The sequence below is a fragment of the Deltaproteobacteria bacterium genome (assembly GCA_003696105.1).
Taxonomy (GTDB): domain Bacteria; phylum Myxococcota_A; class Polyangia; order Haliangiales; family J016; genus J016.
This window is the reverse complement of record RFGE01000119.1, coordinates 14,892-35,503: the sequence shown is the minus strand read 5'-3', so window position 1 is coordinate 35,503 and position 20,612 is coordinate 14,892. Positions and strand designations below refer to the sequence as shown.

16 protein-coding genes and 1 pseudogene are annotated in these 20,612 nt (G+C 72.2%); 11 read left to right on the top strand and 6 right to left on the bottom strand.

Going from position 1 to position 20,612, the window contains the following annotated elements:
* Window positions 1-346 precede the first annotated feature (346 nt).
* The 4 genes from D6689_08295 to D6689_08280 all read right to left on the bottom strand — a co-directional run bounded on the left by D6689_08295 (window position 347) and on the right by D6689_08280 (window position 4,642).
* Complete coding sequence (locus D6689_08295; protein RMH42440.1) at window positions 347-973, bottom strand: TetR/AcrR family transcriptional regulator; 627 nt, start codon at window positions 971-973, stop codon at window positions 347-349.
* Between the two features lie 357 nt (window positions 974-1,330).
* On the bottom strand, window positions 1,331-2,575 hold the full coding sequence (locus D6689_08290) for a VWA domain-containing protein (GenBank protein ID RMH42439.1): 1,245 nt from the start codon (window positions 2,573-2,575) through the stop codon (window positions 1,331-1,333).
* 233 nt (window positions 2,576-2,808) lie between these two features.
* On the bottom strand, window positions 2,809-3,585 hold the full coding sequence (locus tag D6689_08285) for a hypothetical protein (protein ID RMH42438.1): 777 nt from the start codon (window positions 3,583-3,585) through the stop codon (window positions 2,809-2,811).
* 154 nt (window positions 3,586-3,739) lie between these two features.
* Window positions 3,740-4,642, bottom strand: coding sequence for an alpha/beta hydrolase (locus tag D6689_08280; GenBank protein ID RMH42437.1), 903 nt, complete (start codon window positions 4,640-4,642; stop codon window positions 3,740-3,742).
* A 195-nt stretch (window positions 4,643-4,837) separates the two neighbouring features.
* Here D6689_08280 and D6689_08275 point away from each other — a divergent pair, with 195 nt between their 5' ends.
* The 5 genes from D6689_08275 (at window position 4,838) to D6689_08255 (ending at window position 8,695) form a co-directional block, all read left to right on the top strand.
* On the top strand, window positions 4,838-5,653 hold the full coding sequence (locus D6689_08275; protein ID RMH42436.1) for a tetratricopeptide repeat protein: 816 nt from the start codon (window positions 4,838-4,840) through the stop codon (window positions 5,651-5,653).
* A gap of 1 nt (window position 5,654) precedes the next feature.
* Entirely contained in the window at window positions 5,655-6,350 is a 696-nt protein-coding gene (locus D6689_08270; protein RMH42435.1) for a helix-turn-helix domain-containing protein, read from the top strand.
* Between the two features lie 44 nt (window positions 6,351-6,394).
* On the top strand, window positions 6,395-6,781 hold the full coding sequence (locus D6689_08265) for a hypothetical protein (GenBank protein RMH42434.1): 387 nt from the start codon (window positions 6,395-6,397) through the stop codon (window positions 6,779-6,781).
* A 119-nt stretch (window positions 6,782-6,900) separates the two neighbouring features.
* Window positions 6,901-7,677, top strand: a complete 777-nt coding sequence (gene recO, locus D6689_08260; GenBank protein ID RMH42433.1) for a DNA repair protein RecO — start codon at window positions 6,901-6,903, stop codon at window positions 7,675-7,677.
* A complete protein-coding gene (locus D6689_08255; GenBank protein ID RMH42432.1) occupies window positions 7,664-8,695 on the top strand; it encodes a PEGA domain-containing protein in 1,032 nt (343 codons plus the stop codon). The genes recO and D6689_08255 overlap by 14 nt, the downstream gene beginning before the upstream one ends.
* Window positions 8,696-9,189: 494 nt before the next feature.
* On the opposite strand, the pseudogene D6689_08250 reads toward D6689_08255, so the two are convergent.
* A pseudogene (locus D6689_08250) lies at window positions 9,190-9,312 on the bottom strand (hemagglutinin).
* Between the two features lies 1 nt (window position 9,313).
* Here D6689_08250 and D6689_08245 point away from each other — a divergent pair.
* Window positions 9,314-9,634, top strand: coding sequence for a hypothetical protein (locus D6689_08245; GenBank protein RMH42431.1), 321 nt, complete (start codon window positions 9,314-9,316; stop codon window positions 9,632-9,634).
* Window positions 9,635-9,643: 9 nt separating this feature from the next.
* Here the strand turns inward: D6689_08245 and D6689_08240 are convergent, their stop codons facing one another.
* Window positions 9,644-10,216, bottom strand: coding sequence for a hypothetical protein (locus D6689_08240; protein RMH42430.1), 573 nt, complete (start codon window positions 10,214-10,216; stop codon window positions 9,644-9,646).
* A gap of 99 nt (window positions 10,217-10,315) precedes the next feature.
* On the opposite strand from D6689_08240, the gene D6689_08235 reads away from it, so the two are divergent.
* From D6689_08235 to D6689_08215, 5 genes are read left to right on the top strand one after another with little or no spacing between them, the layout of a single operon-like run.
* A complete protein-coding gene (locus D6689_08235) occupies window positions 10,316-11,287 on the top strand; it encodes a glycine--tRNA ligase subunit alpha (GenBank protein ID RMH42429.1) in 972 nt (323 codons plus the stop codon).
* A complete protein-coding gene (locus D6689_08230; protein RMH42428.1) occupies window positions 11,277-13,331 on the top strand; it encodes a glycine--tRNA ligase subunit beta in 2,055 nt (684 codons plus the stop codon). The genes D6689_08235 and D6689_08230 overlap by 11 nt, the downstream gene beginning before the upstream one ends.
* Before the next feature lie 2 nt (window positions 13,332-13,333).
* Window positions 13,334-15,988, top strand: a complete 2,655-nt coding sequence (locus D6689_08225; GenBank protein ID RMH42427.1) for a pyruvate, phosphate dikinase — start codon at window positions 13,334-13,336, stop codon at window positions 15,986-15,988.
* Complete coding sequence (locus D6689_08220; GenBank protein ID RMH42426.1) at window positions 15,910-17,391, top strand: hypothetical protein; 1,482 nt, start codon at window positions 15,910-15,912, stop codon at window positions 17,389-17,391. Before D6689_08225 ends, D6689_08220 begins: the two co-directional genes overlap by 79 nt.
* Window positions 17,391-20,600, top strand: coding sequence for a hypothetical protein (locus tag D6689_08215; GenBank protein ID RMH42425.1), 3,210 nt, complete (start codon window positions 17,391-17,393; stop codon window positions 20,598-20,600). Before D6689_08220 ends, D6689_08215 begins: the two co-directional genes overlap by 1 nt.
* The last annotated feature ends 12 nt before the right edge of the window (window positions 20,601-20,612 follow it).

The window sequence follows — 20,612 nt, the reverse complement described above, 5'->3', positions numbered from 1 at the left end:
GGCGCGTATCAACATACGGTACCGAAGGGCGCGAGGACGTACGCCGAAGATCGCCCGCAGATCGCGACCGCAGCCAGCGGCTATGCGCAACAGCCTCCTGGGAGGGGCGCGCGGCGTGCGGGCGCGGCGTCGCAGGGGGACGGCGAACGGGGGGCGGATCTGCCCCGCGGGACCGGCGCGGGCTGCCGCGGGGCCGCGGGCCGCGCGCGCCCCGAGGCGGGCGCCGGCCCGCGGCCGCGCCCCCGGCTCCTTGGCGAGGCACGGAGCGGGGGCGCGGCCGCGCGCGGGACCGGCGCGGGTGGGAGGGGCGCCGGGCGAGTGGCGGGACCGCGCCGCGTAGGCCGGCTTATGCCGCCATCGGGGCGGCCGGGCTGCGCAGCGACGGCTCGATGGCAGAGAACGCCGCGTGCGCCGCATCGGCCAGCGGCGGGCCGTCGATCCCGAGGTTCCCGCGGCCGTCCGCCTGCTGCAGCAGGCCGAGAAACAGCGCCCACAGCAGGTCGGCCTCGGCGACGCCGTCACGCCCGCGCTCGTCGCGAACGAGCGCCGCCAGCTCGCCACACACTCCGGCGATGCGCGTCGCCGCTGCTCGGGCGGTCTCGTCCGACAGCTGGGGGCGCACACCCGGCTGACACACGAGTCGCAGCACGCGGGTGGACTCCACGTCCGCCGCGGCCCACTGCACGAGGTAGGACCACGCATTGCGCAGTGCGTCGGGGCCGCCCGCGGCGCGGATCTTCCGCAGCTCGGCGATCACGTCGTCGAGCACGCGCTCGAGCAGCGACACGTACAGGTCCTCCTTCGACCGGAAGTACAGGTAGATCGCTCCGACCGACAGCCCGGACTGCTTCGCGATCTGCTCGATGGACGTCTTCGCGTAGCCGCGCTCCGCGAACACGCCGCGCGCCGCCTCCTGGATCCGCCGCCGACGCGCCTGCCGCTCCACTTGCTTACGCTCTTGAGGGGTGCTCATGACGCAATGTGTAAAACAGGTGACGCGATGTGTCAAGTCGAAAGTTAGTGCTATCGGTGAACATGCGTCGGTCGTGTGTTCTCGAACGGTTGTCGATCGCGTGCGCGCCGGCAGGGCGTCGCCGGGCAGGCGGCACGACCGGTCCGCCGACCGGCGGGCGAGCGGCGGTTCGTCGTGCGGTTCGCGCCCGGCGATCGCCCGGCGGGGGCGCGGGGACGGTCACGAGGGACCGGGTCGGCCGCGGCGACCGACCCGGACGGATGGAGCGGGTGGATCTGCACAGCGCCTGTGGACGGGCGTCGGATCCGCCGGTGCGTCGGGAAGGCGGTCGGGCGCGTCGTGCTGCCACGAACCCGCTCAATAGGTGAGGTCGTAGGCGCGCTTGCGGATCCGCTTCTTGGCGCGCGCACCGCTGGCGCCAAACCGGTCCGACCCGCGCGAAAACTCCGCGGCCGCCTCATCGGTTGCAGCAGCAACATCTTTGTCGAGTTCCTTGAACGCGAGCGATTTGGCGATTTGTTTGACCTCGGCCTTACGCGCGCGCAACACGTCGAGCGCGCCCTCGCGGTCGCCGCGCGAGTAGCGGTCGGTCGCGTCGCGCAGTGCCGCGGCCGTGCGCGCGCGCTCGATGAGAAGCATCGCGTCGCGGTCGGCGTGGTCGAGGATGTCGCGCGGGTCCGCGGTCGCGATCGCGGTCGCGCTGGCATCCGCCGTGCGGCTGTGGCCGTCGCTGACCGCCCGGTACGCGACGCGAACGGCGGCGACGTCGACGTGGCCGGGGCGGTCCGCGCGTACGCGAAGGCGCACCACGACCTTGCGGGTCTCTCCCGCGTGCACGTCGGCGATCGCGATTCGGGCCGTGCGGCCGTCGCGGGCGATGTCGTAGCCATACGCGTCCACGACGTCGACGCCGGGCGCGGGGGTGATCGCGACGCGTACGTCGGTCGCGACCGTTTCGCCGACGCGCGCCAGCTCGGCGTCGAAGATGTCCGCGAGTGCGTCGGCGTGCTCGGCGAAGTAGTAATGGCCGGCGCCCGCGACGGCGATCGCGGTCATCGTCTGCTCGTCGAAGTCGAGGCCGACGCCCACGGTCGTGATCGACACGCCGCGCTCGGCGGTGGAGCGCGCGAGCTGCGCCAACTCGTCGGGCGCGGTGATCCCCTCGTTGGCCAGCCCGTCGCTGATGAGTACGACGCGCGATACCGCGGTCGCGCTGCGCCACGGCAACAGCTCGTCTCGACCCGTGACGAGCCCGCCGGACAGGTTCGTGCCCCCATCGTCGACCAACCGGTCGATCGCCGCCAGCGCCGCGGCGACGTGGCGCGGCGTCGCCGGCTCGGCCGGAGTGAGGAGCGCGGGTTGCGAGCCGTACGCGACCACCGCCACGCGGTCGCGCTCGTCGAGGCGCTCGACGAGCTGGCGCGCAGCCCGTTTGGCCTGTGCGAGTTTGTCGCCGGCCATCGAGCCGCTGCGGTCGATGACGATCGCCAGGTGCAGCGGCGGCCGTCGGCGCTCGGCTCGCTCGGGCGCGCGCACGGTCACGACCATGTGCGCCTCGCCGTCGCCGACCGCGACGCGCGTCGACCCGAGCGCCGCGCGCACGGCCAGCGGGCCGCTGGCGTCTCGCGGGGCTCCGCGGACGGCAGGCGTGAGCCAGGTGGCCGCTATGGCGACGGCGACGGCAGCAGACAGCAGGGCGGCGGTAGTACGTGCATCGCGCATGGCGGTTCGAACGCACCGCACGCCGTGACGATCTGCCGCGCGCCGCAACCGGTTGCGCAGGGCGCCGGGGCAGCCCGCTCCGCGCGGCGCCGGCCGCCCCGCAGCGCGCGCCGTTATGCGTCGAGGGCGACGATGTCGATCTGCAGGTCGCGCGAGACGGCGATGACCGACCGCGGCGGGACCTCTTCGAATCCCTCGCCTGGCGCGGTGTCACCGCTGGTGATCAGCACCGCCTTGAGGTCGTGCGCCTCTTTCCGGTCCGACTTGCGGAACCGTCGAACGTACAGCGGGTCGTCGACGCGGACGGCGAGCATGGTGCGCGTGTTCGTCACGATGGCGTTGCCGGGGCCCCGGGTTCCGCCGGCCTGGACGATGAGGTTGTACACGAGCGCGAGCGCGTCGCGCAGGGCACGCCGCGCGTGCTCGGGCGGCAGGTTGATGTCGCCGAGGACGCCGGCGTCGTGCAAGAACGCCAAAAACACGTGGAACACGTGCTCGGCCGGCGTCTTGCCGTGGATGTTGCGGGCGATGAACCCGGGAATGTGGTCGACCAGCGCGGGTTTGATCGCGTCGAACGCATCCACCTCGCCGGCCTGCGCGTACAGCCAGTTCTTGTAGCGGAACGGCTGCGTGTTGTCGTTGCCCTTGTACGTGGCGTCGGACGATGCGTACAACACGATGTAGTCGCTCGCGACCGACTCGACGACGTCGTAGAAGTCGACGCGATCCGTCGGGCGCGGGTGGCGGCGAAGCAATACCTCGCCGCCGTGGGCGTAGCCGAGGCCCCAACTTGCAACCGGCCCCTCGGACACGAGCAGATCGCGCACCGGCGCGAGCACCTCGCGCAGGCGCTTGGGCTGGTTGCACATGCTTCCGTACAGTCGATACATAGACGTCTCCACCGATCCCCGCCGACCGTGACCATCCGTCCGCAGCGCGGGGCAGGGCTCTTCCGGTCGAAAAGAACAGGACCGCCGGGGGCGCGGCCGATGGATCGAAGTATAGGGGCCGCCGCCGACACGCGCAAACGCGCAGCGCGTCAACTCATTGGTTTTTCACGGGAAAGTGTTGCTTCGCGAACGCGCGGATCTCGTCGAACACGCGCTGTCGGTCGACTTCGTTGAGCACTTCGTGGTGCCAGCCCGGATATTCGCGGTACACCGACGGCGCGCGCAGGCGCGCGTGCACGGCGCGCGTCGCCGCCGGATCGGCCAGCCGGTCGCCGCCGGCGACGACCCACAGCGTCGGCACCTCGATCCGCACCGCGTTGTCGTACACGTATCGTTGCGCGCGCAACGCCGCGGTGAACCACCCGGCCGTCGCGTTGTCGTTGCACAGCGTGTCCGCGCGGCGCGCCGCGAGTTTGTCCGGGTCGTGGGTGAGATCGTCGATCTGGATCTCGTTGGGCATCGACAGGCGCGGCGCGTACCGGCCCGACACCACCGCGAGCTGGCGCTTCCACAGCGGCAGTTTCGCCGCCAAGCCGAGGAACGGCGACGACAGCACGACGGCGCGCACCCGGTTCGGCTCTCGGGTCGGATCGGCCAGCAGGCGGAGCGCGACGAGTCCGCCGTTGCTGTGGCCGAGCATCAACACCGGAAGGCTCGTGTCGCCGGCGCGCCGATCGAGCTCGCGCAGGGCGGCGTCGACGTCGTCGAGGTATTCGCGGAAGTGGTCGACGTGTCCGCGCGCGCCGTCGGACTTGCCGTGGCCGCGGAAGTCGAAGGTGAGCGTCGGCATGCCGAGGTCGGCGAGCACCCGCGCGACCTCGTGGTAGCGCCCGCAGTGTTCGGCGTAGCCGTGCAACACGATGGCGAGACCGGGCGCGGCGTCGGTGGCCGCGTCAAACCATTCGACGTACAGCGCGGTACCGTCGCGGCTGGCGATGAACCCGGTGTCGTCGGGACCAACGGACGGAGACGTGGAGCGGGCTGCGGTGGCGGGCATGGGGCGATGCTACTATTTCGGCGGTGCGGTCGCCGCCGCATCGGGCGCGCGCGCCCGCCGGTTTCCACGCGGCGCCGGCGGCGCGGACACCCGCGGAGCGTGGCCCTGGCGCCGCCGCGCGGCGCGTTGACAACTGTCATACCCGTCGGCTACCGTCCGCGTGTCTTGCCGTCTTGTAAGCGTTTTGAATCGCTCGTGTTTCTTGCCGCCGCGGCCCTGGCGGTCGCTGCGGGGTGCGGGGGCGGCCAGCACGTCGATCGCGGCAAGGCGCAGACGCGCCTCGACCTGTGCGCCGAGCTGCTGACGAAGCGCGAGTACGAGGCGGCGGAAACCGAGTGCAAAAAGGCCCTCCAGTTCGATCCGCACGATCACCGCGCCCACAACTACCTCGGCCTGATCGACGTGCTGCGCGCGGCCGACATGCACAAGATTCTCGAGATCGACGACTGTCTCACCGGCGTCGACGCCGAGGGCCTGTCCAAAAAGAAGGATCGCCACCTGCTCGACGCCCGGGCCCACTTCGAGGACGCGATCGCCGCCCGCCGCGACTACGGCGAGGCGTACTCCAACCTGGGCGCGGTGTTGCTGCAGCTCGAGGAGTACGAGGCGGCGGCGGCGGCGTTCCGCAAGGCGCTCGAGAACGCCGCGACCCTGCAGAACCCGTCGCTCACCCGGACGAACCTGGCGTGGGTGTACTTCCACCTCGGCCGCCTACCGGAGGCCGCCGCGGAGCTGCGCCAGGCGCTGCGGTTCGAACCGGACATGTGCCTGGCGCATTACCGTCTCGGCCGGGTTTACTTCGCCCGCAAAGAGTGGGACAAAGCGCTGGCCGAATTCGAAAAGGTGGCGGCCCAACTGCGGGTTTGCCCGATTCAGGAAGCACACCTTTACCTCATGAAGACGTACGTCCAGACCGGGCTCGGAGCCAACCTGCCGCGCGTCGCGCAGGCGTGCGTCGCGCTGGCTCCGCAAAGCTGCGTCGCGGCCGAGTGCCGCGCGCTGGTGCCGTGACATGACGCGCTCGCGCCGGTCCCGCGTCACGCCCGAGCAGGTCGGCCAGCAGCTGCGCGACGCCCGCGAGGGCAAGGGCCTGTCGGTCGACGACATCGCGCGCGTCACCAAGGTGCCGGTGCGATCGCTGGCTGCGCTCGAGCGCGGCGCGTTCGACGAGCTGCCGGCGGATGTGTTCGCGCGCGGGTTCTTGCGCGCGTACGCTCGCTGCGTCGGCCTCGACGGAGACGCGATCGTGCGGGCCTACGCGGACAGCCGCGCGGCGGCGGACGCCGGCGGGCGGGGCGCCCCCGCCGAGTCGGCGTCGGGTCGGACGGCGGACGCGGTCGGCGGCGACGCGCGCGACGCGGTCGGCGGCGACGCGCGCGACGCGGTCGGCGGCGACGCGCGCGACGCGGCCGGCGGCGACGCGCGCGACGCGGTCGACGGCGAGGCGCGCGACGCGGGCTCGCGGTCGCGTTTGCAATCGACTGGCGCATTCGTCGCGCGCCACCTGTTCGACGACCGGGCGGGCGACGGGGCGCGGCGCGGTGCGGTGACGCTGGCGGTGATCATCCTCGTCATCGTCGCGACGCTCACGATGTCGTATCTGCTCCGCGGGCCGACCAGCGCGTCCGATGGCCTCACGCGCGCGCGGCCCGCGCCGGGGGCGGCGGTCGCCGCCGCGCCGGACCGCGCGCGGGGCGCCCCGGGGTGACGGAACCGCGGCGCGCGCCCGGCGATGCGGCAGGAGGTTGGACGATGAAGCGTTCGCTCGCGTGCGCGCTGGTTGTCGCCGGCGCGCTGGGGTTGCCGATCCCGGTCGCCCTCGCCGAGCCGCGCCTTCAGGGCGTGATGACGCCCGCACCCGACGGCACGTCGGTCTACTACGTGGAATCGGGCACCGTCGGCGACGCGGCGCTGCGCGCGGAACTGGCCGGCGCGATCGCGGGCGACTCGCCGGCGGCGGACGCGGGGCCCGGCGACGGCCACGTGAGCGGCTGCGTCGACGGCGGCGGCGCCCTCATCGAGGGCGACGGCTGCGCCGCCGACAGCCGCATCGCGGACGGCCACGAGCGGATCCTCGAACTCCACGGCGCGCGGATCGCGCTGATGAGCGCGATCGATCCCACGTACGCGACGACGTGATCGACCGGCGTCCAGGACGAACGCGATCGGTCGGCGCACCGGCGGCCGTGAACGGCTCCGCGAGCGCCCGCGCGGCGGGTCGCGGGTCCGCCGGCGGCGCGGGCGGGGGGTGAGCCGGCATGGCGGACGCGACCGACGCCCTGCTGCTGCGTGCCGTCCCATACCGGGACGCCGACCTGATCGTCACGTTGCTGTCGCGCGACCTCGGCAAGCTGTCGGCCCTCGCGCGCGGCGCGCGGCGGTCGTCCCGGCGATTCGGCGCGCGGCTGGCCCTGTTCACCGTGGGCCGGGCCGAATTGCGCGCCCGGCGCGGCGAGCTGTGGACGCTGGCGAGCTACGACGTGGTCCGCGACTTCACCGGCCTCGGCGGCGACGTCGCCGCGGTCGCGCACGGCAGCTACGGGCTCGAGCTGGTGCGCGAACTCACCGCGTTCGAACAGGCCGAGCCGGCGATCTTCGACCTGGTGGTCGAGTTGTTCGAGGCGCTGGCTGCCCGCGGCGCGTCGCCGAGCGTGTTGCGCGCGTTCGAGTTGCGCCTGCTCGAACTCGTCGGGCTCGCGCCCGAACTGGACGCATGCATCGCGTGCGGTGACGCGGCGGCCCTGGCGGCGGCGGGTACGGTGCTCGACGGCCTGCGCGGCGGCGCGGTGTGCGCCGCGTGTCACGCCGGCGCGAGCGCCAAGCCGCTGCCTCCGGACGCGCTGGCGGCCCTGCGCGCCGCGCGGGCGACCACGCGGCTCGTGGACGCGCCCGCCGACGGCGGCGCGGGCGCGGCCGCAGCGCGCGACGCGCTCGTCGCAATGGTCCTCGCGCACGTCGGCAAGCCGCTGCGGTCGCTGGAGTTCATCGCCAAGATGAGCGCACCGGTGGTACCCTCGCGGCATGGGGATGGCTGATCGCATCGGCTCGGCGGCGGTCGTCGCGGCCGTGTTGATCGCGGGCGTTCCGCACGCGGCCGCGCAATCCGCGAACGACAAACGTGAGGCGAAAAAACACCTGAAGGCCGGCGACCGCCACCGCGACCGCGGCGATCGCTACCGCAGGCGCGGCGACGAGGAAAAGGCCGTCGCGGAGTACGAGGCGGCCCTCGCGGACTACCAGGCCGCCTACGAACGCGTGCCGAATCCGACTCTGTACTACCCGATCGCGCAGGTCGAGGAGCGCCTCGGGATGGATCTCGAGGCGCTCGATCACTACCGCAAGGTGTTGGCCGAGGCCGAAGGCTTGCCGGACGACCTTCGCGCGGAGATCGAAGTGGCCATCGACAAACTCAAGGAGCGGCTCGCGCTCGTCACGTTTCACGTCGAGCCGGAGGGAGCCACCGTCGCCGTGGACGGCGTCGTCGTCGGGACGGCACCGCTGTCCGAACCGGTGGCGTTCATTCCCGGCGAGATCTCGATCAAGGTCACGAAGGACGGTTACAAGCCGTACGAGGACAAGCGCACGGTCGACGTCGGCGAGCAGACGATCGAGGTGTACCTGGACAAGTTGATCAAGACCGTGCCGGCGGAGCCGATCGTCGAGGCGCCGCCGCCGCGTTCCGAGCCGCCAGCGCCGGCGGGCCGCACGCGCGTGATCGTCGGTGCGTCCGTCGCCGGCGGCCTGGTCGCGACGGCGATCGTCACGGGCGTGTTGGCCGCGTCCAAGCACGGCGACTTCGAAGACGACACGCTGCCCGTGTCGGAGCGCGAGAGTGCGCGCGACAGTGGCAAGACGCTCGCGCTCGTAACCGACCTGCTGTGGGTCGGGGCGATCTCGGCGGGCGCGTACACCGCGTACTACTACTTCACCGATTACCGCGCCAATCGCGAGCGCGCGGCGCGGCGCGCTCGCGACACGCACGCGGCGCGCATGTGGATTGCGCCGTACGCCGGGACCGGCCAGGTCGGAGTGGCTGCCGGCGGGGCGTTCTGATAGCGTTTTTTCGTGGCCGATCCGAAACAGCCGGCGGGAGGCGGCAGCCAGCCGCCGGCGCCGGCCTATCCGGTGTATCCACAACAATCGGCGCGCCCTCCCGCGGCGGAGCCGGTGTCGGTCGCGGCGCGCGCCGGCGGTGGTGCGGTGCCGGCGAACGCGCCGGATCCGGCGGCGATGTTGCCGACCGAGGCGATCCCGCGCCTTCCGGCGCGCCGGTCGGTTCCCCACCTGCCGATCGCGATCGGTTCGGGGCTCGCGCTGGGCGTGCTCGTCGGCCTGTCCATCGCCGGGGGCCGCGACGGTGGCGACGCGACCGGCGACCGTGGACGCCGCCCGGCCGTCGCACTTGCGTCGCACGCCGATGCGGCCGCGGGCGGGACCGCGGCGCCGGGCGCGCCGGCGGCGGCTCTTCCGGGCGCGCGGGATGCCGGTCGGCCGGCCTGGACCGCCGCAGACGCCGGCGGGGGCGCGACGGGCGGCGAGGGCGCGGCGGGCGGCGGCGAGGGCGCGGCGGGCGCCGGCGTGGGCGTGGCGGGCGGCGAGGGCGCGGGCGGCGAGGGCGCGGGCGGCGAGGGTGCCGCGGGCGGCGAGGGCGCGGGGGGCGGCGAGGGCGCCGTGGGCGGCGAGGCCGGCGGCGAGCGATCGCCGGATCGCGAGGCGGCTCCGCCCGCACCGCACGCGCGGACGGCGACGCTCACCTTCCGCGTGACGCCAGCCGATGCGGAGGCAACCATTACCGTGGACGGCGAGCCGGTGACCGGCGCCGACTACCGCGTGTCGCTGTCCGGGCCGCGCAAGGTGCGCATCGTCGCCAGGGCGCGCGGGTTTCGCACCTGGTCGCGGACGCGCACCGTGCGCGGGGACACGACGATCTCCATCGAGCTGAGCCGCCCGCGGGTCAAGAAGCGCCGGTCGGACAGCCTGCTCGACCTGTAGACCTGCCCCCTATGCGTCGGGCGGCCCCGCGTCGGGCGGCCCCGCGTCGGGCGTGCCGCCGGTCGGCGGATCGATCGTCAGCTCGAGCGTGTAGTCGTTGGTCCGGTTGTTCTGGAACGCGAATACCTCGACGGCGTAGGTTCCGGCCGGCAGGCGGCCATGTTGAGACGTCGCAGTTCGCTCGATGCGCTCGACGTCGGAAAAGCCGTTGCCCTTCGGCAGCAGCTCGGCGCCCTGGTCGTCGAACAGCAGCATGTCGAGGTCGCCGGCGCCGTTGCGGTTGTCGAACCGAAGCTCAATCACGACGTCCTGCGCGCCGTCGACCGAGAATGCGTACCAGTCGCGGTCGCCCTCGGGGCACACGGCCGCCGACAGCGTTCCGGCTTCGATCGCGATCGCGCTGTCCTGCGCGTCGTTGGGCTCGTACGCGGTGCACGACATCGCGCCGCCGTCGATCGTGGGTGCCGCATCGCCGGCCGTGCCGGCGTCGCGCAGGTCGCCGCCGAAATCCAAGATCAGCGAGCACCCCGCGAGTGCCGCGACCGCGCCGGCCGCCGCGCGCATGACCCACCGCCGCGCCATGGGACCACGGTAGCCGGTAGGCCGGGCGAACGTCAAGGGTTTCAAGTGTATAGCACCGGTTGACCGCCTCGGTGGGCGACCGTATAGTGCGCCGTCCTCATGTACCTGCAGGACCTGATTTTCGAACTCCAGCGGTTCTGGTCCGAGCGCGGCTGCACCGTGCACCAACCGGTGGACGTCGAGGTGGGCGCCGGAACGTTCCACCCGGCGACGTTCTTGCACGTGCTCGGCCCCGAGCCGTGGAATGCGGCGTTCGTGCAGCCGTGCCGTCGCCCCACCGACGGCCGCTACGGCGACAACCCGAACCGGTTGGGGGCGTACTTTCAGTTCCAGGTCGGCCTCAAGCCGTCGCCGCTCGACGTCCAGGAGTTGTACTTGGATTCGCTGCGGCGCGTCGGGCTCGACCCGTTGTCGCACGACATCCGCTTCGTCGAGGACGACTGGGAGTCGCCCACCCTCGGCGCGTGGGGCCTCGGCTGGGAGGTGTGGGCCGACGGCATGGAGGTGACCCAGTACACGTATTTCCAGCAGGCCGGCGGCATCGATCTGATGCCGGTGACGTGCGAGCTCACCTACGGGCTCGAGCGCATCGCCATGTACCTGCAGGACTGCGACAACGTCTACGACCTCCGGTGGAACGCGGACGTGACCTACGGGCAGATTCGGCATCAGGCGGAGGTCGAGTACTCCGTCTATCACTTCGAACAGGCGGACGTCGCGCTCGGCTTCGAGCTGTTCGACAAGTACGAGGCCGAGTGCACGCGGTTGGTCGGGGCCGACATTCCGCTGCCCGCGTACGACTACTGCATGAAGGCGTCGCACGTGTTCAACATCCTCGACGCGCGGGGCGCGATCAGCGTGACCGAGCGCCAGCGCTACATCGGCCGGGTTCGCCAGATGGCGCGGCGGTGCGCCGAGGCCTTTCTGATCGCGCGCGCGCGGCGGCGGTTCCCGCTGTTGCCGCCGGCGGTCGGAGAGCGCGCCGCGGCGGCGTTCGATGCGGCCCTCGACCGCGGCGTCAACGCGGCGGCGCTGGCGGCCGCGCGGGAGGCGATGCCCCATGCCGCGTGAACTGCTCGTCGAGGTCGGCACCGAGGAGATCCCGGCCGGGTTTGCGGCGGCCGCGCTCGCCGACCTCGCGCGCCGGGTGCCCGAGCGCCTTGCCGCCGCTCGGCTCGCGCACGGAGCGGTCGCGGTGTACGGCACGCCGCGGCGCCTGGCGGTATCCGTGGTCGACGTCGCCGACCGCCAGCCGGATCTCGCCGAGCGAGTCGTCGGACCGCCGGTGCGCGCCGCCTACGACGCGGACGGCCGCCCGACCAAGGCGGCGATCGGATTTGCGGCGAAAAACGGCGTCGACGTGGCGGACCTCGAGCGCGCCGAGGTCGACGGCCGCAAGGGCGAGTACGTGGTGTGCACGCGGCGGGAGGCAGGCCAGCCCGCGCTCGCCGTGCTGGCCGATCTGATCCCGTCGCTGCTGTCGGACATTCCGTGGCCGAAGCAGATGCGCTGGCATTGGCGCGACGAGGCGTTCGCGCGTCCGGTCCACTGGGTGGTCGCGATCTACGGCGGCGAGGTCGTGCCGTTTACGTTCCGCGGGGTCGCGTCCGGTCGGATGACGCGCGGCCACCGCTTCCTCGCGCCCGGCCCGATCGAACTCGACGGCGACCGCGACGGCTACCTCAGGGCGCTGCGCAAGGCGTTCGTCGTCGCCGACCCGGCCGTTCGCCGCGACACGATCCGCGGCGAACTGCGCCGGATCGAGGAGGAGACCGGTGCGCGGGTGCGCCGGGACGACGCACTCGTCGACGAAGTGTGTTTCCTCGTCGAGTACCCGGTCGGCGTGTGCGGCCAGTTCGACGCCGCCTACCTCGACGTGCCGGAAGAGGTCATCGTCTCGGCGATGCGTTCGCACCAGCGCTATTTCGCGATGGAGACCCGCGACGGCGCGCTCACCAATCGGTTCGCGACGATCGCCGGGACGATCACGCGCGACGTGGACGTCGTCCGCCAGGGCAACGAGCGGGTGCTCGCGGCGAGGCTGGCGGACGCGCGGTTCTTCTTCGAGGAGGATCGCAAGCGTTCGCTCGACGAATGGGCCGAGCGACTCGACGGCGTCGTGTTCCAGGCCAAGCTCGGGACGGTGGGCGCCAAGGTGCGCCGCATCGCCCGGATCGCGGCGACGTTCGCGCCGGCCGGCAGCGAAGCGGCGGTCGCGCGCGCGGCCGCGCTGTGCAAGGCCGACCTGGTGACGCACATGGTTGGCGAGTTTCCCGACCTGCAGGGCGTGATGGGCGCCCACTACGCGCGGCTGGCCGGCGAGCCGGACGCCGTGTGTGCGGCGATCCGCGAGCACTACCTGCCGCGCGGGGCCGGCGACGCGCTGCCGCAGACCGACGCCGGCGCGTGCCTGGCGATCGCCGACCGGATCGACACGATCGCGGGCTGCTTCGCGGTCGGTCTGACGCCGACCGGATCGGCCGACCCGTACGCATTGCGGCGGGCCGCGCTCGGCGTGCTGTCGATTCTGCTCGACCGCGGCTGGCGCGTCGGCCTCGACGCGCTCGTGCGCGCGGCGGCGGCGGAGCACGAGATCGCCGTGCCGGTCGACGACGTGCTCGAGTTCCTGCGCGTGCGCTTGCGCGGCCTGTTGGTCGACGGGCGCGGGTTGCCGGCCGACTGCGTCGACGCCGCGCTCGCCGCCGGCTTCTTCGACGTGCCCGACGCCGCCGCCCGCGCCGAGGCGGTCGCCGGGCTGCGGAACCGCCCCGACTTCGAGCCGCTCGCGACCGCGTTCAAGCGGGTGGCGAACATCCTCAAGGGAGAGGCGGCGGCCGGCGAGCCGGACGCCGAGGCGCTCGCCGAGCCGGCCGAACGCGCGCTGTTCGACGCGCTCGCCGCCGTCCGCGACGAAGCGGCGCGCCACGTCGCCGCGGGCGACTACCGCGCGGCATTGCGCGAACTCGCGGCGCTCAAGGACCCGGTCGACCGCTTCTTCGACGAGGTGCTCGTGCTCGACGAGGATCCCGCGGTGCGCGCCAACCGGCTCGCGCTGCTGTCTGCGATCCACTCGGCGTTCGCGCGAATCGCCGACTTTCGACACCTGGCGGTGTAGCCATGCCCAGATACGTCTATCGTTTTGGTGCCGGAGAGGCCGACGGCCGCGCCGACCAGCGCGACCTGCTCGGCGGCAAGGGAGCCAACCTCGCCGAGATGACTGCACTCGGTATCCCGGTGCCGCCGGGGTTCACGATCACGACGGACGTGTGCGCCTACTACTACGCGCACGACCAGACCTATCCCGACGGCTTGGACAAACAGGTCGCCGAAGCGCTGGCGCGGGTCGGCGACTTGGTCGGCGCGCGGTTCGGCGACCCGGACAACCCGCTGTTGGTGTCGGTGCGGTCAGGCGCGCCCGTCTCGATGCCGGGCATGATGGACACGATCCTCAACCTCGGCCTGTGCGACGCGACGGTCCAGGGGCTGGCCGCGCAGACCGGCGACGCGCGCTTCGCCTACGACTGCTATCGCCGGTTCGTCGCCATGTACGGCGAGGTCGTCATGGGCGTCACCGCCGAGTCGGAGTCCGAACCGAGCCCGTTCGAGCGCTTGCTCGAGGCCAAGCGGGCGCAGGTGGGCGTCGACCGCGACACGGACCTTCCGGCGGACGCGCTCAAGTCCCTGGTGACCGACTACAAGATCGAAATCCTGCGGCGCACCGAGTCGCAGTTCCCGGAAGATCCGGTCCAGCAGTTGTGGGGCGCGATCGGCGCGGTGTTCCGGTCGTGGCAGACGCCCCGCGCGCGCATCTATCGCGAGATGCACGGCATCCCGGAGTCGCTCGGCACCGCGGTGAACGTGCAGGCGATGGTGTTCGGCAACCTCGGCGACGACAGCGCGACCGGCGTCGCGTTCACGCGCAACCCGTCCACCGGCGAGCCGGGCATCTACGGGGAGTATCTGCGCAACGCCCAGGGCGAGGACGTCGTCGCCGGCGTGCGCACCCCCGAGCCGATCGCCAGGCTGGCGGAGGAGCTGCCGGAAGCGTATCGCGAACTCGAGGCGGTGTGTGAGCGGCTCGAGCGCCACTTCCGCGACATGCAGGACGTGGAGTTCACGATCCAGCGCGGAAAGTTGTGGATGCTACAAACGCGGACCGGTAAGCGCACGGCGCGCGCGATGGTGCGCATCGCCGTGGACCTCGTTCGCGAGGGGCTGATCGACGAACGGACCGCCGTGCAGCGGCTCGAACCGGCCAAGCTCGACGAGCTGATGCATCCGACGATCGACCCGGACGCGCGGCCCGAGCCGATCGCCAAGGGCCTGAACGCATCGCCCGGTGCGGCGATCGGAAAGGTGGCATTCTCCGCGACCGAGGCCGAGAAGCTCGCGGCCGGCGGCGACAGCGTGATCCTCGTGCGCGTCGAGACGTCGCCGGAGGACATCGCCGGCATGAAGGTGAGCGCCGGCATCTTGACGGCGCGCGGCGGCATGACGTCCCACGCGGCCGTCGTGGCCCGCGGCATGGGCAAACCGTGCGTGACCGCGTGTTCCGCGCTCCGCATCGATCTGGCGCGCGGCGAGATGACCGCCGGGGACGTCACGGTGCGGCGCGGCGACACGATCGCCATCGACGGCAGCACGGGTGAGGTGTTCGTCGGCTCCGTGCCGCTGGTTCCGGCGAAGCTGGACGACGATTTCGCCACGCTGATGGGCTGGGTGGACGCGGCGCGCCGCCTCAAGGTGCGCACGAACGCGGACACGCCGACCGACGCGCGCACCGCGCGGGCGTTCGGCGCCGAGGGCATCGGCCTGTGCCGCACCGAGCACATGTTCTTCGGCCCAGAACGGATCCTCGCGGTCCGCCAGATGATCCTCGCGGAGGACGAGGCGGGTCGCCGCGCGGCGCTCGCCAAGATTCTGCCCATGCAGCGGCAGGACTTCGCCGACATCTTCCGCGCGATGGACGGCTTGCCGGTCACGATCCGGCTGCTCGACCCACCGCTGCACGAGTTCTTGCCGCACCCCGGGCCGGAGATGGCCGAGGTCGCGGCCGAACTCGGCGTGGCGGAGGCACGGCTCGCCGCGGCGGTCGACCGGCTGCGCGAGGTGAATCCGATGCTCGGCCACCGCGGCTGCCGGTTGGCGATCAGCCACCCGGAGATCTATCAGACGCAGGCGCGCGCGATCGCCGAGGCGGCGGTGGAGGCGGCGGCCGAGGGAGTCGTCGTCCAGCCCGAGATCATGATCCCGTTCGTGTCCGTGTCCGGCGAGCTCGAGCGGCTCCGCCGGCTCGTCGCGGCCGAGGTGGACGCGGTGCTGGCCGAGGCCGGCGCGGACATCCCGTACCTGATCGGTACGATGATCGAGCTGCCTCGCGCGTGCATGGTGGCCGACCGGATCGCCGAGCACGCCGACTTCTTCTCCTTCGGCACCAACGATCTCACCCAGACCACCTACGGGTTTTCTCGCGACGACGCCGGCACCTTCCTCAGCGAGTACCTCGACCGCGGCCTGCTGCCGAACAACCCGTTCGTGGCGCTGGATCGTGAGGGGGTGGGGCAGCTCATCCGCATCGCGGTCGACAAGGGCCGCGGCGTCAAGCGGAAGCTCAAGGTGGGCATCTGCGGCGAACACGGCGGCGAGCCGTCGTCGGTCGAGTTTTGCCACGTCGAAGGGTTCGACTACGTGTCGTGTTCGCCCTTCCGCGTGCCGATCGCCCGGGTCGCGGCGGCGCAGGCGGCGCTGGCGGGGGAGGCGCGCGCGAAATGACGCACCGCGGGCAACCCGCCGCGCACGGCGCGAATCCAATCACCCGCATGGAGCCGATGCGCGCCGCCATCGCTGTGATCCCGCTCGGGTTGGCTCTGGCGGGCTGCCCGGCGAGCGCCGAGGACGTCCGGCCGCCCGCCGACGCGTTCTACTTTCCGACCGGCCTGGCGCTGTCGCCGGACGACCGCTATCTGTTCGTGAGCAACGCCAACTCCGACCTGCGGTATGGGTCCAGCAGCCTCCAGCTCGTCGATGTGGACGTGGTCGATGCGCTGGTCCGGCGTTGGGTGGACGACGGCGAGGTCCCCGCCGGCTGCGCGCAGGATCCGGAGGTGCGAGAGACGGTCGTGTGCCCTGAGGAGGCCGACGGCGACGGCGCGGCGTTCCTGGTGCCGGGCGCCACCGTCCGCCTCGGCAACTTCGCCGGCGACATCGGCACGCAAACGCTGGCCGACGGGCGCGTGCGCCTGTTCTTGCCGGTGCGCGGCGACCCGTCAATTACCTGGGTGGACTTCGATCCCGCCAGCGAGTTGTTCGAGTGCGGCGGATCCGGCGACTACCCGCGCTGTGACGTGCGCCACCAGATCACCCAGTTGCGCGGCGACCCCGATCAGGGAACGCTCACCTCCGAGCCGTTCGGCATCTTCGTGGACGGAGACAACGGCTACGCCGTCGTCGCGCATCTCACGACCGGCAACGTATCGCTGGTCGCGACCCCGCCGGATGATTCGGAGCCGCCGGTGCTCGCCGACGTCAAGGGCGGCTTCTTCACGACGCGCGTCAACGGCTTGCGCGGCGCGGTCGGCGTGGCTGGGCGCCGCCCCGGCACCGCCGACGACCTCGTGTACGTCACCAGCCGCGTGGAATCGCGCGTTCAGATGTTGCACGTCGAGCAGCCACTCGACGGCGGATTTCCGCTGTTGGCCCCGACCGACTATTTCTTCGTCAACACGGTGTTCCCGGCGGACGACTCGCGCGGCATCGCATTTTCCGCCGGCGGTGACCGCGCGCACGTGATCAACCGGAACCCGCCGACCCTCATCACCGTCGACACGTCCGACGACGCCGACGGGCGCCCGCGCAACGAGGTGCTGATCGCGACCGAGCTGTGCCCGCAGGCAGGGATCGTCGCCGTCGCCGACGTCGGCGCGGGCGAGCGCGCCTACGTGAGCTGCTTTCGGGACGGCCAGGTGTGGGTGATCGACCCGGAAGCTGCGACGCTCGAAGCGGTCGTCAACGCCGGACGCGGGCCGCACGCGATTGCCGTGTCCGAAGCGCGCAAACAGATGTACGTGACCAACTTTCTCGAAAACACCATCGCGGTCATCGATCTGACGCCCGGTGCGCCGACCGAGAACCGCGTCGTCGTCCGGCTCGGCGAGCCGGATCTGGGGGACGACTGATGCGGCGGGCGGCGTTCGCGTGCGCGGTCGCCGGGGCGGCGGCGCTCGCGTGTTCGCAGGAGTTTCCGGCGGCCGAGCCGCGCAACCTCGACCGGCCGACCGACCTTGCGTTCGCGTGCGTCGGCGGGCTCGTGCTCGACGACGGCAGCGAGATCTTCACCGCGCAGCCGCTCGACAACTGCTTCGGCGGGCTGGCCGGCGGCGGCGCCGACGCGGGGCCCAGTCCGGCGGTGACGCCGGGGATGTACGGATTCGCGCTGCAATCGGAGACCGGCACGGTCGCCGTCGTCGACATGAGCGTGAACATTCAGGCCGGGGTCGTGATCGATTCCGACCCGCTGGTCCCGGGGAAGAACTCCCTCCCGGTCGGCAGCTTGCCGGTGTCGATCGCGACGGACGAGACGGGCTGCTTTTTGACCGTCGCCAACGCCGGGACCTGCGACCTGTCGATCGTGGACCCGGTCGCCGCGGTCCAGCAGCAGGCGTCGGTCCGGCGCGCGGCGATCGTGACCGCAGCCGGCGACGTGCTGCGCGCGCGGCCGAGGATGATGGCCACCGAGCCTCCGCTGCCGGCGACCGCGCAGGAGTGTCCGGCCGAACCGACGGGCCTGCTGTACGTCGCGTACCCGGCGTGCCACGCGGTGGCGGTCATCGATCCGACGGGCGGACCGGGCGGCACCGGGTATGGCGTGGTCGCGTCGATCCGGTTCGGCGCGGACGGCACGCCCGTCGTGGCGGGCGGGGACCTCGACTGTCCGGTCGAGTGCGGCGATGCGCGCGCGGGCGGCGCGACGGCCGCGGGCGGGCCCGACGCGGGGCCGGCCGACGCGGGGCCGGCCGACGCGGGGCCGGCCGACGCGGGGCCCGACGGCGGGACCGACAGCGGTGCGCCGCGGCCCGGGGCGGTGCTGGTGGCGGCGGACGGCTCGCGGTTGTTCATCGGTGCCGAAAACGCGGCGGCACTCGCGGTCGTATCGCTCGACGACGCCGGCCTGCCGACGTCGGCGACCTCGATTCCGCTCGAGGGTCCGGTCGGACTGCGCCGCCTCGCCGAGACCGGCGTCATCTACCCTGGCGGCGCGCGCGGCAACGCCTCGTTCGGCAACCCCGCGGACTCGGCCGGCGCGTTCCGATTCGTCTACGGCGTGGGTACGGACCGCAGCATCCGCGTCGTCGACGTCACCCACGGCGTCGAATGCGACACCCAGGTCGACCCGCGCTACCTCCACGACGTGACGGATCGCGGTTTCCTCGCGTGCATGCCAGTCGGCGACTCGCGCACGCCGCCGCGTCGCGCCGGGGCGCGCGGCCCCGGCATCCGATTCCCGCGCGATGCGTCGCCGCTGGACGTCGCGATCTACTCGAACGTGCCCGCGGAACCGGTCGATTCGAACACCGCGCGCGCTCCGCTCACGATGGTCGGCACGTTCGCGATGGTGACGACCTCCGACGGATTGGTGCACGTCGTCAACGTCGACGACGACCACTACCTCGACTCCGAGCGCAGCGACGATCCGCTCGCAGTGGACATGCCGCTGGCGATCCCGCACCAGCCGCGCGATGCGGTGACGGAACGCTCGTACGTGCCCACGACCTGTTCGACCAGCGTCAACTCGACCGCGAGCAACACCCAGTATGGCGTGCGCGCGCGCGACGGCGTCGCGCAGCTGCTGGACCTCGATGTGATGTCGTTCGATCGCAGCCGTGCGCTTCTACCGGTCGGCCGCCGCGTGCTGTGCGAACTCGGGACGGAGTCGACGATGTCGCGCGACGACGTGTCGGAGTTGGAGATGTCGGCGCCGCCGCTCGTGCGCGAGTACGCGTTTCCCGACGTTCTGGCGGCGCGCAACGAGGAGTTCGTGATCGCGTGGGAGGGCCAGCTGTCGCTCGACGATCAGGCGCTCGCAGAGGACGGGCCGACCGTGCGCGTCGGCGTGGTTCTCGAGGACGGGGACGACGTGCTCCTGGTCGACGGCGCGGCGCCGTTTTGCGGCATGGGCGTGCAGGAGTACGACGTCGTCACGCTGATGGGGTGTTCGAGCGATGCAAACTGCAGCGTCGGCGAGGAGTGCGTGTTCCATCCCGACAGCACCGTGTCCACCGGCCTGTGCTTCCCCGCGCAGGACGCCGACGCGCTGCTGCACGAATGCCGCGACCTGCTCGTGTCGCAGCGCCGCTACACCGCGGTCGAAACCTACGCGGGGCACCTGACGCTCGCCGAGCGGCTCGTCACGCTGCTCACGACGCCGCTGGACGGCTGCGACAGCGACGCCCAGTGCGCGGATCTCGCCCGCTACGAGCAGGTGTTTCCGCTCGACCAGCAGCCCAAGGACGACGTGCTCCAGCCGTCGCCGTATTCGTGGGCGTGCGTGAGCGACCCGAGCCGCGCGCCCGGTCCGAAGCGGTGCGTGATGACGTGCGACCCCGACGCGGAAGACCCGGGCTGCGCAGACGGCGCCTACTGCAACCGCGACGGCCTGTGCACCTTCGGGCCGCTGCCGACGGAGGCCTGCACGCCGGCGCTCCAGCGATATCGCGTCAACGCGGGCGAGGCGTTCACCGTCATCGGTGCGGCGATCGACTCCACCCGCATCACCGGCTATCTGCACAATCGCATCGTCGATCCGGCGACGGGGCAGTGCATCGACGACCCGGCGGGCAATCCGCTGCACGTCGGCCGCATCCCGCTGCGCGTGCCGCCGTGCAGCGGCGACGGGCTCGCGGACGTGGAGCCGAACCCGTGCGCCACGACGATCGATCACACCATCGACAAGACGAGCCAACTGGTGCTCGACGACAGCGGCGAGTGCGTTCCGCGCGAGCTCGCCGACGGCGAGGACCCGTTCGAGACGGTCACGGTCGACGCGATTCGCTTCCGCAACCCGGTGTTCACCATGCACCTCGTCCAGGTCAGCACGACCGGCGACGCCGCGTGTCACGGCGACGGGCAGGGCGGGCTGCCGCCGTTTTCGCCGGTCTTTCCGGGCTACGGGTTGAGCATTCGCATCGGCGGCGGCTTCGCGCCAATGACGGTGCAGGCCGACCTGGCGCTTCCCGTCCGCATCGTGCCGGGACCCGACGGCAACTTGTGGATACTCGATGCGGGCGACGATCCGACGCCGGCGTTCACTCGCGGTAAGATCGTTCGCGTGATTCCGTCGGCTACCCACCAAAACTTCGGCGTCGACCCGACGGCGGTCATCGAGTAGCCGGCGCGACCG

What these genes read in the sequence shown, in the direction of transcription:
- D6689_08295 (RMH42440.1), bottom strand. Translation starts at nt 973, where the DNA reads ATGAGCACCCCTCAAGAGCGTAAGCAAGTGGAGCGGCAGGCGCGTCGG.
- D6689_08285 (RMH42438.1), bottom strand. Translation starts at nt 3,585, where the DNA reads ATGTATCGACTGTACGGAAGCATGTGCAACCAGCCCAAGCGCCTGCGC.
- D6689_08280 (RMH42437.1), bottom strand. Translation starts at nt 4,642, where the DNA reads ATGCCCGCCACCGCAGCCCGCTCCACGTCTCCGTCCGTTGGTCCCGAC.
- D6689_08270 (RMH42435.1), top strand. Translation starts at nt 5,655, where the DNA reads ATGACGCGCTCGCGCCGGTCCCGCGTCACGCCCGAGCAGGTCGGCCAG.
- D6689_08265 (RMH42434.1), top strand. Translation starts at nt 6,395, where the DNA reads ATGAAGCGTTCGCTCGCGTGCGCGCTGGTTGTCGCCGGCGCGCTGGGG.
- recO (RMH42433.1), top strand. Translation starts at nt 6,901, where the DNA reads ATGGCGGACGCGACCGACGCCCTGCTGCTGCGTGCCGTCCCATACCGG.
- D6689_08255 (RMH42432.1), top strand. Translation starts at nt 7,664, where the DNA reads ATGGGGATGGCTGATCGCATCGGCTCGGCGGCGGTCGTCGCGGCCGTG.
- D6689_08240 (RMH42430.1), bottom strand. Translation starts at nt 10,216, where the DNA reads ATGGCGCGGCGGTGGGTCATGCGCGCGGCGGCCGGCGCGGTCGCGGCA.
- D6689_08235 (RMH42429.1), top strand. Translation starts at nt 10,316, where the DNA reads ATGTACCTGCAGGACCTGATTTTCGAACTCCAGCGGTTCTGGTCCGAG.
- D6689_08230 (RMH42428.1), top strand. Translation starts at nt 11,277, where the DNA reads ATGCCGCGTGAACTGCTCGTCGAGGTCGGCACCGAGGAGATCCCGGCC.
- D6689_08225 (RMH42427.1), top strand. Translation starts at nt 13,334, where the DNA reads ATGCCCAGATACGTCTATCGTTTTGGTGCCGGAGAGGCCGACGGCCGC.
- D6689_08215 (RMH42425.1), top strand. Translation starts at nt 17,391, where the DNA reads ATGCGGCGGGCGGCGTTCGCGTGCGCGGTCGCCGGGGCGGCGGCGCTC.